Annotated in this window: 11 protein-coding genes; 4 read left to right on the top strand and 7 right to left on the bottom strand. The window is 73.6% G+C overall.

Annotation, left to right across the window (positions count from 1 at the left end; genetic code table 11):
- Together ACFCY7_RS25885 and ACFCY7_RS25880 are read right to left on the bottom strand one after the other, a co-directional pair.
- Nucleotides 1-714, bottom strand: a 714-nt coding sequence (locus ACFCY7_RS25885; RefSeq protein ID WP_376488443.1) for a YdcF family protein, incomplete at its 3' end; no start/stop codon positions are given.
- Between the two features lie 72 nt (nt 715-786).
- Nucleotides 787-2,145 (bottom strand): tetratricopeptide repeat protein, encoded by a 1,359-nt coding sequence (locus ACFCY7_RS25880; protein ID WP_376488442.1) that lies wholly within the window; start codon nt 2,143-2,145, stop codon nt 787-789.
- Between the two features lie 197 nt (nt 2,146-2,342).
- On the opposite strand from ACFCY7_RS25880, the gene ACFCY7_RS25875 reads away from it, so the two are divergent.
- Nucleotides 2,343-3,380 carry an Lrp/AsnC family transcriptional regulator gene (locus ACFCY7_RS25875; protein WP_376488441.1) on the top strand — a complete coding sequence of 346 codons (1,038 nt, stop codon included), beginning with the start codon at nt 2,343-2,345 and terminating at the stop codon, nt 3,378-3,380.
- A 43-nt stretch (nt 3,381-3,423) separates the two neighbouring features.
- The gene (locus ACFCY7_RS25870; protein ID WP_376488440.1) at nt 3,424-3,714 is read left to right on the top strand and encodes a DUF6191 domain-containing protein; all 291 of its coding nucleotides are present in this window, start codon (nt 3,424-3,426) and stop codon (nt 3,712-3,714) included.
- Between the two features lie 70 nt (nt 3,715-3,784).
- On the opposite strand, the gene ACFCY7_RS25865 is transcribed toward ACFCY7_RS25870, so the two are convergent.
- Nucleotides 3,785-4,615, bottom strand: coding sequence for a class I SAM-dependent methyltransferase (locus tag ACFCY7_RS25865; protein WP_376488439.1), 831 nt, complete (start codon nt 4,613-4,615; stop codon nt 3,785-3,787).
- Nucleotides 4,616-4,686: 71 nt separating this feature from the next.
- Here ACFCY7_RS25865 and ACFCY7_RS25860 point away from each other — a divergent pair, with 71 nt between their 5' ends.
- A complete protein-coding gene (locus ACFCY7_RS25860) occupies nt 4,687-6,510 on the top strand; it encodes a prolyl oligopeptidase family serine peptidase (protein ID WP_376488438.1) in 1,824 nt (607 codons plus the stop codon).
- 59 nt (nt 6,511-6,569) lie between these two features.
- Nucleotides 6,570-7,310 (top strand): SURF1 family protein, encoded by a 741-nt coding sequence (locus ACFCY7_RS25855; RefSeq protein WP_376488437.1) that lies wholly within the window; start codon nt 6,570-6,572, stop codon nt 7,308-7,310.
- 67 nt (nt 7,311-7,377) lie between these two features.
- Here the strand turns inward: ACFCY7_RS25855 and ACFCY7_RS25850 are convergent, their stop codons facing one another.
- From ACFCY7_RS25850 to ACFCY7_RS25835, 4 genes are all read right to left on the bottom strand, one after another.
- Complete coding sequence (locus ACFCY7_RS25850; protein WP_376488436.1) at nt 7,378-8,628, bottom strand: hypothetical protein; 1,251 nt, start codon at nt 8,626-8,628, stop codon at nt 7,378-7,380.
- Nucleotides 8,625-9,377: a SigE family RNA polymerase sigma factor gene (locus tag ACFCY7_RS25845; RefSeq protein WP_376488435.1), complete on the bottom strand. Its 753-nt coding sequence runs from the start codon at nt 9,375-9,377 to the stop codon at nt 8,625-8,627. The genes ACFCY7_RS25850 and ACFCY7_RS25845 overlap by 4 nt, the downstream gene beginning before the upstream one ends.
- A gap of 254 nt (nt 9,378-9,631) precedes the next feature.
- Nucleotides 9,632-10,699 (bottom strand): aspartate-semialdehyde dehydrogenase, encoded by a 1,068-nt coding sequence (locus ACFCY7_RS25840; protein ID WP_376488434.1) that lies wholly within the window; start codon nt 10,697-10,699, stop codon nt 9,632-9,634.
- Nucleotides 10,696-11,967 carry an aspartate kinase gene (locus ACFCY7_RS25835; protein ID WP_376488433.1) on the bottom strand — a complete coding sequence of 424 codons (1,272 nt, stop codon included), beginning with the start codon at nt 11,965-11,967 and terminating at the stop codon, nt 10,696-10,698. Before ACFCY7_RS25835 ends, ACFCY7_RS25840 begins: the two co-directional genes overlap by 4 nt.
- Nucleotides 11,968-11,991 lie beyond the last annotated feature (24 nt).

The raw sequence follows: 11,991 nt of genomic DNA, 5'->3' as shown, positions 1-11,991 counted from the left end.
GTCCTCGCGCACGACCGCGCCGGCCGGGAAGCCGCGCTCGACGAGGTAGTCGGCCATCGCGTGGGACTCGGGCAGCTCCTCGTCGGGGCCCTGCCCGCCGGAGGTGATGAGGACGGGTGCGTCCCCGCCGCGCGCGGCCAGCATCTCGTACACCTGCCGTCCCCGGTCGAGGCGGCTCGCGAGGAGCGGTGGCACGCGGCGGCCGCCGATCAGTCCGGAGCCGAGGACCACGACGTAGTCGGCGTCGCGGCGGATCCGCATCCGGCCGTACAGGTAGGCGTAGCCGACGAAGCAGACGAAGAGGAACGAGACGTAGGCCAGCACGAGCAGGGTGGTGCCGACGAGGACGCCGAGGACCGGTGAGCGGGTGACGGCCGCCGCGACGGCGAGGCCCATCACGGCGAACATGCCGATGCCGGCGAGGAGCGCGAGCAGGTTGGCCGGGCGTCTGCCCTCCTTGCGGACCATCTTCACGCCGTTCGCGCAGAGCAGTCCGGCGAGGACGACCGGGCCCAGGCCGAGGGCGAGCAGCACGACGATCATCACGGTCTCGGCGACGCCGGGCGGGGCGTCGTCGATGCCCGCGAGGAGGCCGAGGCCGAGGAAGGTGACGGCGAGGCCGAGGTACACGGCGTTGCCGAAGCGGCGCCGGTCGCGCCGGACACCGGCCCCGAAGAGCAGCAGGAACACGGCGGCCACGACGAAGGCGAACATTTCGACATCGTAGACACCACGACCGACAGGGCGGGGGTCACGCGAGCCCGGCCCGGGTCGGCGCGACGCCCCCTAGACCTCGCCCGACAGCGTGAACAGACCGCGCCTCGCGCCCTCTTCGTACGCGCTCCTCAGCTCGGGGTCGTCGAGCAGCGCGCGGAGGGCGGCCTCCCCGCGGGCGCGTGTCACCATGCAGTACTCCGCCGGCCGGTACGAGGAGTCGAAGACCGAGGTCCGCAACAGGTCGACCGCGCCGAGCAGATGGGCCGCCACGTCGTGCCGCCCCTCCATCACCCGCATCTGGGCCAGGAGTTCCGCCGCGCAGGCCGCGCCGACGGCGGAGCCGAGCCGCAGGTGCTCGCGCAGGGCCCGCCGGGCGTACTCGGCGGCCCGCTCCCGGTCGCCGTCCCAGGCGACGAGTTCGGCCCGTACGTGATACGCCCAGGCGTCGGCGAACAGGTCGCGGCCCACCCAGGCCCGGCGGCTCACGCGGTCCAGATCGCCCTGGTCCAGCGCCTCCTGCGCGGCCTCCGGGTCGGAGCGGCACAGGGAGAGCGCGAGGCCGACCCAGCACGCCTGGCGGGTCGGCCCGAACTCCGGGTGCTCCCCCATCAGGGCCAGCGAGTCCCGGAATTCGGCCGCCGCCGCGCGCGTACGTCCCTGGTAGAGGGCGGTCGCGCCGCGCAGATGGGCCAGGAGCGCCAGGCAGCGGTCGTCCCCGTCCCGTACGGCCGCCGCCCACGACTGGGCGAGGAGCGGGTCGGCGTCCTCGGGGCGGCCCGACTCCAGTTCCAGGAAGGCCGCGAGCCACAGGGCGCGGGCGGGCGCCGGGCCCGGGTGCAGGCTGAGGGCGTGCCGCAGCCGGGTGCGGCCCTCGGTGATCCGCCCGCAGGCCACCCACAGGAACCACAGGGAGACGGCGACCTCGACGGCGGTGTCGGCCTCGGTGCTCGGCGACAGCGGCGCGGTCGTCGGGTCCATCGCGGCGGTCAGGTCCGGGAGTTCCCTCAGGGCGAGGTCCCTGGCGTCGAGCTGCCGGCCCCGCTGCCACCATTCGGCGGCCCGCCGGGCGAGCTTCACGCACCACCTGCGGTGGTGCAGGACGACCACCCAGCGGTCGCCGCGCGCGGTGAGCCGGCGGGCGCCGACGGCCCGCATGGGGTGCGGCATCCAGTAGCGGGGCAGGCCGTCCTCGCCGTCGAAGAGGTCGTCGACGGGGAGGAGCGCGAGGGGCGCGAGGCGGTCGAGGACGTCCTGGATCTCCGCGGCGGGCAGCGAGCCGGAGGCGCAGACCTCGCGGACGGCGTCCCGGCCGAAGGCGCCTTCGAAGACGGACAGCCGCTCCCACAGGAGCTGTTCGGCCGGTCCGGCGCTCTCGTAGCCGCGCTCGGCCGCGGCGAGCTGGTCAAGACCGACCGGTTCGCCCCACAAGATCTCGGTTTCCGCCGAATCTCCTGCCCACATGTGCCGCAGCCCCCGTGTTCCTTCCCCGTCCCTCTCCTGTGACTTAGGACGGATTTAATGGAAATCAGCCACCGTCGCGGCTTGAATGCATTTGCCCTGGTCCACATCCTGGGGCTTCCCGCAGCCCACACCCAGGGATTGGCCGGGATCGACCAAGGAGGTACATGGATACCGGGGAATCCGTCCTGGGAGAAGCGGATCTGTCGCTGATTCACGCACTCCAGATCGCCCCGCGCGCCAGCTGGACCCAGCTGGCGGGAGTTCTGGGGACGAGCCCCGACACCCTCGCCCGGCGCTGGGAGCACCTCAATTCCGGCGGCTACGCCTGGAACTCGCTGCTCGCGGCCCGTCTGGGCACGGACGCCACGCTGTACGCCTGGGTCGAGCTCGAATGCGTCCCCGGCGACGCGGAGGCCACCGCGGTCCAGGTCGCGGGCGACCCCTGCACCCTCGGCGTCCACCAGGTGACCGGCGAGGCCGACCTCGTGCTGCTCGTCGTCTGGCCCGACCTGTACGCGCTCGACGCCTACCTCGCGGACCGCATCCGCCGGCTGCCCGGGGTGCTCAGGACCCGCACCCAGGTCGTCACACGGCTGCACAACCGCCCCTACCGGTCGCGGATCGAGCAGCTCCCCCCGTCGCAGGCCCAGTCGCTCGCCGACGCCGTGAACGGCGACCGGCGGCCCCGCCCCGCGCACGCGCGCGCGTACCCGTACGTGACGGAGCTCGACCGGCGGCTGGTCGCGGAACTGGCCGGCGACGCCCGCCGCAGCGCCGCCGAGCTCGCCCGGCAGTGCGGCACCAGCGAGTCCACCGTGCGCCGCAGACTGGACGCCCTCACCAGCACCGGCGTGCTCCACCAGCACTGCCAGGCGGCCCCCCGGTTCTCCGGGCGCCCGGTCTGGGCGATGGTCACGGCCGACGTCCCGCCCCTCGACGTGCCGGCGACCGTGGCGGCACTGGCCCGGATGCGGCAGACCCGCGTGATCACCTCGGTCACCGGGCCGCACAACCTGGCCCTCGCCATGTGGCTCCGCACCGTCGACGAACTGCACGACATCACGGCGGCCATGGTGCGGGCCGCCCCGGCGCTCCGCGTCGCGGGCACCTCGCTGTCGCTGCGCACCCACAAGATAGGCGCGCAGGTCCTCGGCCCCGACGGCCGGCGCACCCACCACGTGCGGCCCTACTGCGCCCCCTGAGACACCGCTGACAGGGCGGCGCGGGCCGTGTTCTGATGGCCGCATGGAGTTCGCCGTGTTCGTGACGCTGCCCGGCCTCGTCATCCTGCTGACCGTGATCGCCTTCGCCGATCAGCTGCTGCGCATGACCGGGCGGGGCAAGCGCACCGGCCAGGTCTCCTCGACCGGCTTCGAGCAGCTGCACGCCACCTTCTCGCAGGGCAAGCAGAACGAGCTCAAGGAGCGCCAGAGCTCCCTGGTGATGCGCGACGACGAGGAGGACGGCGCGCCGCCCCACCACTCCACGGTGGATCTGAAGGGCGGGCGCGCCGTCATCAGGCTCGGCGGGTCGTAGGAGCCTCCGTGCCGGTCGGGCTCGTACCGGTCGGGCCGGGCTCGTGCCGGTCAGGCCGGGCTCGTGCCGGTCAGGCCGGGCGGGAGGCCTTGACCGAGTACATCAGGGGGATGCGGGGACGGTCCGCGGGGAAGCGGTAGTAGCCGTCCTCGTGCCGCTGGAGCGCGCCGTAGCGCGGGAACAGCGACGCCTCGTGCTCGTGCAGGAACTCGATCCGAAGGCCGGCCTTGGCGAGCGCCGTGACGACCTCGCCGACCGGGTGCACCCACTCCACGCTGCGGTTGTGGACGGTGGCCGCGTCGAGATCGGCGTACGTGCCCGGGGAGGTGTCCACCCACGGCTCGCGGACGAAGTAGTCGTGGACGATCCGGCTGCCGGTCTCGTCGTCGAGCGAGTCGGTCAGCGGGTGGAACTCCGCCACGTAGAGGAAGCCGCCGGGCGCGACGAGCGAGGCGGCGGTCTCCGCCCAGCGGTCGATGTCCGGGAGCCAGCACAGCGCCCCGCTGCCGGTGTAGACGATGTCGTACGCGCGGTCCGGGACGGCCTCCGCGGCGTCGTACACGTCGGCGGCGACGAACGCGGCCCGATCCTGCGAGAGGCCCAGGTCGGTCGCGAGCGAGCGGGCCGTCTCCACGGCCGGCTCGGAGAAGTCCAGGCCGACGACGTGCGCGGCGCCGTGCCGGGCCCAGGACAGCGTGTCGAGGCCGATGTGGCACTGGAGGTGCAGCAGGGAGCGCCCGGTGACGTCACCGACCTCGGCGAGTTCGAAGTCGCGCAGGGCGTCCTTGCCCGCGCGGAAGGAGTCGAGGTCGTAGAACTCGCTCGCGGCGTGGATCGGGACGCGCTCGTCCCAGCGCGCGCGGTTGGCCTCGAGCCAGTCTTCGGGGGTCGGAGAGTACATGTCGGCGAGGTTATCCACAGGCCGGGGAGGACGCGACCCGAATTGTCGGCCGCCCGGAGCATCATGGGTCCATGACTGAGAGCAACAGCACCGAGCTCACCACGGAGACCCCGGCGTGGGAGCGGCGCTTCCGCGCGCCGCGCGTCTCCCTGCCCGAGTGGGCCGAGGAGGCCCCCGACCGCTCGCTGTTCGTGTCCAACGCGACGGGGACGTACGAGCTGTACGCCTGGGACCGGGCGAGCGGCGCGCAGCGGCAGGTCACGGACCGGCCGAACGGCACGACGGACGGCACGCTGTCCCCGGACGGCGCGTGGATCTGGTGGTTCGCGGACACCGACGGGGACGAGTTCGGGGTGTGGATGCGCCAGCCGTTCGCCGGCGGCCCGGACGAGCCCGCCGCGCCCGGTCTCGACGCCTCCTACCCGGCCGGGCTCGCCATCGGCCGCGAGGGCACGCTCGTGGTGGGGCGCTCCACGGACGAGGACGGCTCCACGGTCCATCTCGTACGCCCCGGGGCCGGCGCCCCGGTCGAGATCTACCGGCACCGGGAGTCGGCCGGGGTCGGCGACCTCTCGTACGACGGCGCACTGATCGCGATCGAGCACACCGAGCACGGCGACGCGATGCACTCGGCGCTGCGCGTGCTGCGCGCCTCGGACGCGGCCGTCCTCGCCGAGCTCGACGACACCAAGGGCGGCACGGAGGAGCTGGGGCTCACGGTCCTGGGCTTCGCCCCGGTGGCGGGGGACCCCCGGCTGCTCGTCGGGCACCAGCGGCGCGGCCGCTGGGAGCCGATGCTGTGGGACGTGGCGGCGGGCACCGAGACCGACCTCCGGCTCGACCTCCCGGGCGACGTGTCGGCGGAGTGGTACCCGGACGGCTCCGGCCTGCTGATCGTGCACAGCTTCGAGGCCCGCAGCGAGCTCTGGCGGTACGAGATCGCCACCGGCGCCCTGGTCCGGGTGGAGACCCCGGCCGGTTCGGTGTCGAGCGCGACGGCGCGGCCCGACGGCAGCGTCGAGTACCTGTGGTCGTCGGCCGCCGAACCGCCGGTGGTGCGCTCCACGGCCGGCGGTGTCGTCCTCGACCCGCCCGGTGCGAAGGCCCCGCCGTCGGTGCCGGTGGAGGACGTGTGGGTGGACGGGCCCGGCGGCCGGGTCCACGCGCTCGTGCAGCGCCCCGCGGAGGGCGAGGGCCCCTTCCCCACGATCTTCGAGGTGCACGGGGGGCCCGCCTGGCACGACAGCGACGCCTTCGCGTCGGGACCGGCGGCCTGGGTGGACCACGGGTACGCGGTGGTGCGGGTCAACTACCGGGGCTCGACGGGGTACGGCCGGGAGTGGACCGACGCGCTCAAGCACCGGGTCGGCCTGATCGAGCTGGAGGACGTCGCCGCGGTCCGCGCGTGGGCGGTGGCGAGCGGCCTCGCCGACCCGTCGCGCCTCGTCCTGTCCGGCGGCTCCTGGGGCGGGTACCTCACGCTCCTCGGCCTGGGCACCCAGCCGGACGACTGGGCGGTCGGCCTGGCGGCGGTCCCGGTCGCGGACTACGTCACGGCGTACGAGGACGAGATGGAGGCCCTCAAGGCGCTGGACCGGACCCTGCTCGGCGGTTCGCCGGAGGAGGTGCCCGAGCGGTACGCGGCCTCGTCGCCGCTGACGTACGTGGACGCGGTGAAGGCCCCGGTGCACGTCTCGGCCGGCGTCAACGACCCGCGCTGCCCCATCCGGCAGATCGACAACTACGTGGACCGGCTGGCGGCCCGGGGCGCGGTCCACGAGGTGTACCGGTACGACGCGGGCCACGGCTCGCTGGTGGTGGAGGAGCGGATCAAGCAGGTCGCCCTGGACCTGGCGTTCGCCGCGAAGCACCTGGGGGTGTCCGGCCCGGCCTGACCGGCGGCCCCGGGGACCCGGCCGACGGGGGGCCGGGCGGGCTTGCGTACCGTGGGGGCGTGTACCGGTTCCTGAGAACGCCCCGCTGGTGGGGGATCAACGCGTTCGTCCTCCTCGCGATCCCGTTCTGCGTCTTCATGGGCACCTGGCAGCTCGGCAAGTTCGAGGACCGCGTCGACTCCCATCAGGAGGCCGAGCAGCGGCCCGCCGCGAGCTCGCTGAAGGCGGAGCCGCTGGCGTCCCTGCTGCCGGTGGACACGGAGACCTCGGGCCGCGCGGCGGAGGCCCGCGGCCGGTTCGGGGAGCAGTTCCTCGTCCCGGACCGCGAGCTGGACGGCCGCCCCGGCTCGTACGTCCTGACGCTGCTCAGGACGGACGGCGGCCGCTCCCTGCCGGTGGTCCGCGGCTGGCTCCCCACGGGCGCGCAGGCGCCCGCCCCGCCGTCCGGCGAGGTCACGGTGGTGGGCGCGCTCCAGGCGTCGGAGAACGCGGGCACGAAGGGCGTCCGGGCGGCGGGCGGACTGCCCGAGGGCCAGCTCGGCATGATCAGCGCGGCGGCCCTGGTGAACGTGGTGACGGACGACGTCTACGACGCCTGGATCACCCTCGCCGACTCCCCCGCCGGCCTGACGCCGGTCCCGGCCGCCGCCGCGGCGGGCACCGGTCTGGACGCGAAGGCCTTCCAGAACCTCGGCTACACGGCGGAGTGGTTCGTCTTCGCCGGCTTCGTCGTCTTCATGTGGTTCCGCCTCGTGCGCCGCGAGGCGGAGGCGTCCCGGGACGAGGCCCTGGGCCTGTAGCTCCCCGTGCCTCCCGGGATCGCCGGCCCGGGAGGCCCGCCCTGGCCGGTGCGTCCCCGGGGATGCCTCAGGAGGCGTTCAGGATGCCGGTCCGGTAGATGACGCCGGCGCAGGCGTTCGTGACGACCGCCGACGCCGTGGGGCCGCCCGGCTCCGCGGTGTGGCTGACCACGACGCTGCCGTCCGCCGGGGCGCCGTCCTCGTGGACCAGCTGGGGCGTGGTGCCGGTCCCGGCGTCGGACCCCGCGCCCGCCTCCGCGCCCGTGCCCGCCGTGCCGGTGCCTCCGGTGCCCGTGGTGGGGCCGGGGTCGGCGGTGGTGGTCGGCGGGGCCGTCGGCGGCTGCGTGGTGGGCTGCTCGGTGGGGGTGGGCGGCGTCGGGGTCGGCGTGGTCCCCGTCGTCGGGCAGGTCTCGCTCGGCACCCAGACGAACTTCACCTCGTACGAGCCGTTCGGCTTCAGGACGAGCGAGGACGACTCCTGCGACGGGTCGGGCAGGCCGCTGCCGCTGTCCCCGGAGGTGTGCCGGACCACCGCGATCCGCCCAGGGTCGGCCGCGCCGCGCGCCTCGAAGCCGACGACGCCGCTGCCGTCGACGACGCAGTCCCGGCCCGACACGTTGGCGATGCGGAAGTTGCCGTAGAACCTGCCCTGGTCGTCGGGGCCGTGGGCTCCCTCGCTGCTGACGCCGAGCTGGTCGGGGGCGCAGCGGGACGCGGAGCCGCTGCCCGCGCCCTGCGACTGCTGCGGTCCGCCGGCGGCGCCCGGCGACTGTCCGCCGCCGGCCCCCTGGTCGGCGCCCTGGCTCGGCGAGACGCCGGTCGCGGGGCCGTGGGTGCCCTGGCCGCCCTCGGCGCCCGCCTCGGCGCCGGTGCCGCCCTGGGCGTCCTCGCCGTGGCCCGCGTTCACGGCGTCGGCCGCGGAGAGGCCGCCCGAGGAGGCGACGTGCACGAAGGCGGGAACGGCCGTCCCGATGAGGACGACGGCGGCGCAGGCGCCGACGAGTGCCTGGCGCTTGCGGGCGCGGCGCGCGGGGACGGCACGGCGCAGGTGGTCCAGCGAGCCCGCGGAGGGCTCCAGGCCGGCGACGGCCCCCTGGAAGAGCCGCCGCAGCGCGAGTTCGTCGCCGTCGCCCTCGCCGGGTCCGGGCTCGATGTTCACCATGCGCTGTCCACTCACGTCGTTGCGTTCATCCAGGGCGTCGCGCTCGTCACGAGCACCGCCGTCCTCACGGGCCGTCCGACCCGACACCCCGTCGGGCGTCTCGTCTGACACCGGGTCGGGCAGCTCGTCGGGGGACCTGCCGGAGGCCTCGCTCATGCCGTCGCCCCCATCGCGACGCGCAGCGCCGCGATGCCCCGCGAGCCGTACGCCTTCACGGACCCCAGGGATATCCCGAGCGTCTCGGCGACCTGAGCCTCGGTCATGTCGGAGAAGTACCGCAGGGCGAGCACCTCGCGCTGGCGCCGCTGGAGGCCGCGCATCGCCTTGATCAGGTCCTCGCGCTCCAGCTGCTCGTACGCCCCCTCCTCCGCGCTGGCCATGTCCGGCATGGGCTTGGACAGCAGCTTGAGGCCGAGGATGCGGCGGCGCAGCGCGGACCGGGAGAGGTTCACGACGGTCTGGCGCAGGTAGGCGAGCGTCTTCTCGGGCTCGCGGACGCGCTTGCGGGCCGAGTGGACGCGGATGAACGCCTCCTGGACGACGTCCTCGCAGGAGGCCGTGTCGTCGAGGAGCAGCGCGGCGAGGCCGAGCAGCGACCGGTAGTGGGCGCGGTAGGTCTCGGTCAGGTGGTCGACGGTGGTCCCGGCGGCCAGGGAGCCCTCGGCGCTGGTGCGGGGCGCGGGGATGGCGTCCATCCCGGTCGCGCGGGGCGCGGCGGGCACGGGGGCGATCACCGGCATCCCGCCGAGTGCGCGCGGGCGTCTGAACGGACGGACCGCGGGGCCGCGTACGGGGCCGACGGCACTTCCGCGCAGGGGGAGCACCGCGGCGCCCCGAACGGGGAGCACGCCTGTGCCCGCGCCGCGGAGCGGAGCGATGGTCGCGATGTCGAGTACCTCTGCCACGCCTGTTGGACACGCGTCCCCCCGACAGGGTTGTACGCGTACGCCACCCTTTTTGACGGTGAGTCGTATGTCCTCATGCGTAACCGTTCTCCCCCTGTGCCCCGCTTTCACGGCGTGTTCCGCGCCACACGGTCGTGGGTGAACGCAGAGACGCCTCCGCCCGGCCGTTGGTTGCGGCAGGGGGGAAAAGCATCCTCTTCCACGGCATCGCCGCAGTTCAAGAGATATCTGACGCCTAATTGCTCACAGGACGTTCACAGATCCCACAAAGCCGTGACAACCGATTCCGCGATCTGAAGGGCATTCAGGGCCGCGCCCTTGCGCAGGTTGTCGGCGCAGACGAAGAAGTCGAGCGCCCGCTCGTCGTCCATGGAGCGCCGGACCCGTCCCACCCAGGCGGGGTCGGTGCCGACGACGTCGGCGGGGGTGGGGAAGTCGCCCGCGGCGGGATCGTCGTACAGCACGACGCCGGGGGAGGTCGCCAGGACCTCGTGGGCGCGCGCGACCGGCACGGGGTGCTCGAAGCGCGCGTGCACGGTGACGGAGTGCCCGGTCACGACGGGCACGCGGAGGCAGGTGGCGGCGACCCGCAGTGCGGGGAGGCCGAGGATCCGGCGGGTCTCGTCCCGGACGTGCTCCTCCTCCGAGGAGGAACCGTCGGCGCCGGGCGTGCCCGACCAGGGCAGGACGTTGAGCGCGAGGGGTCCGGGGAAGGGGCCGGTGTCCTCGCCGACGGCCCGCCGTACGTCACCGGGGTGGGTGCCCAGGTCGTCGCTGCCGGCGACCAGGCCCAGCTGGGAGCGGAGCGCCTCGACGCCCGCCTGTCCGGCGCCGGCGCCGCTCGCGGCCTGCTGGGCGGTGACGACGAGCTCGGACAGCCCGAACTCGGCGTGCAGGGTGCCCACGGCGACGATCAGCGCGAGGGTGGTGGAGCCGGGGCTCGCCACGATGCCGCGGGGCCGTACGCGCGCGGCGTGGGGGTTGGTCTCGGGGACCACGAGGGGCACGTCGGGGTCGGCCCGGAAGGCCGCGGAGGTGTCCACGACGACGGCGCCCTTGGCGGCGGCGATGGGCGCCCACTGCGCCGCGACCGCCTCGGGGGCCAGGAAGAGCGCCAGGTCGACGCCTTCCAGGGCTTCCTCGCAGAGCGCGAGGATCTCGCACTCCTCCCCGCGCACGGCGGCCTTGCGGCCCGCCGAACGCGGGGAGGCGAGGAGTCGGATCTCGCCCCAGACGTCCGCGTGGTGCGACAGCATCTGGAGCATCACCGAGCCGACGGCTCCGGTCGCACCGACGACCGCGAGCGTCGGCTTCGGCGTCATCGGCCGGTGCCTCCGTAGACGACGGCCTCGTCCGAGTCGCTGTCCAGACCGAAGGCGGTGTGGACGGCGCGCACGGCCTCGTTGACGTCGTCGGCGCGGGTGACGACCGAGATGCGGATCTCGGAGGTCGAGATGAGCTCGATGTTCACGCCCGCGTCGGACAGCGCCTTGAAGAAGTCCGCGGTGACGCCCGGGTTCGTCTTCATGCCGGCGCCGACCAGGGAGATCTTGCCGATCTGGTCGTCGTAGCGGAGCGAGTCGAAGCCGATCGCGCTCTTCGCCTTCTCCAGCTCGTCGAGGGCCTTGCGGCCCTCGGCCTTGGGGAGGGTGAAGGAGATGTCCGTGAGGCCGGTGGAGGCCGCGGACACGTTCTGCACGATCATGTCGATGTTGATCTCGGCGTCCGCGACGGCGCGGAAGATGGCCGCGGCCTCGCCCGGCTTGTCCGGCACGCCGACGACGGTGATCTTCGCCTCGGAGGTGTCGTGGGCGACACCCGAGATGATGGCCTGCTCCACCTTCTGGTCCCCTTGCGGTTCGTTGCTGACCCACGTGCCCTGCAGTCCGGAGAAGGACGAGCGGACGTGGATCGGGATGTTGTAGCGGCGCGCGTACTCGACGCAGCGGTGCAGCAGCACCTTGGAGCCGGATGCGGCGAGTTCCAGCATGTCCTCGAAGGAGATCCAGTCGATCTTCTTCGCCTTCTTCACGACGCGCGGGTCGGCCGTGAAGACGCCGTCGACGTCGGTGTAGATCTCGCAGACCTCGGCGTCGAGCGCGGCGGCGAGCGCCACGGCCGTGGTGTCGGAACCGCCGCGGCCCAGCGTGGTGATGTCCTTCTTGTCCTGGGACACACCCTGGAAGCCCGCGACGATGGCGATGTTGCCCTCGTCGAGGGCGGTACGGATCCGGCCCGGCGTGACATCGATGATGCGCGCTTTGTTGTGGACCGAGTCGGTGATGACGCCTGCCTGGCTGCCCGTGAACGACTGGGCCTCGTGGCCCAGGTTTTTGATCGCCATGGCCAGCAGGGCCATGGAGATCCGCTCTCCGGCGGTCAGCAGCATGTCGAACTCACGCCCGGCAGGGATCGGGGATACCTGCTCGGCGAGATCGATCAGCTCGTCCGTCGTGTCGCCCATCGCGGAAACCACGACGACGACCTGGTGGCCGTCCTTCTTGGTGTCCACGATTCGCTTGGCGACGCGCTTGATGCCTTCGGCATCGGCAACGGAGGAGCCTCCGTACTTCTGCACGACAAGGCCCACGTGCGCTCCTCGCTCAGTCTGTGC

Origin of the sequence: Streptomyces sp. NPDC056361 (assembly GCF_042262805.1) — a bacterium.
Lineage (GTDB): Bacteria > Actinomycetota > Actinomycetes > Streptomycetales > Streptomycetaceae > Streptomyces.
Note: the sequence above shows the minus strand (reverse complement) of the source record. Positions and strands in the feature narration are given on the sequence as shown.

Excerpts from the sequence above, each read along its gene's own strand:
- ACFCY7_RS25875 (WP_376488441.1), top strand. The coding sequence starts at position 2,343 with ATGGATACCGGGGAATCCGTCCTGGGAGAAGCGGATCTGTCGCTGATT.
- ACFCY7_RS25870 (WP_376488440.1), top strand. The coding sequence starts at position 3,424 with ATGGAGTTCGCCGTGTTCGTGACGCTGCCCGGCCTCGTCATCCTGCTG.
- ACFCY7_RS25865 (WP_376488439.1), bottom strand. The coding sequence starts at position 4,615 with ATGTACTCTCCGACCCCCGAAGACTGGCTCGAGGCCAACCGCGCGCGC.
- ACFCY7_RS25860 (WP_376488438.1), top strand. The coding sequence starts at position 4,687 with ATGACTGAGAGCAACAGCACCGAGCTCACCACGGAGACCCCGGCGTGG.
- ACFCY7_RS25850 (WP_376488436.1), bottom strand. The coding sequence starts at position 8,628 with ATGAGCGAGGCCTCCGGCAGGTCCCCCGACGAGCTGCCCGACCCGGTG.
- ACFCY7_RS25840 (WP_376488434.1), bottom strand. The coding sequence starts at position 10,699 with ATGACGCCGAAGCCGACGCTCGCGGTCGTCGGTGCGACCGGAGCCGTC.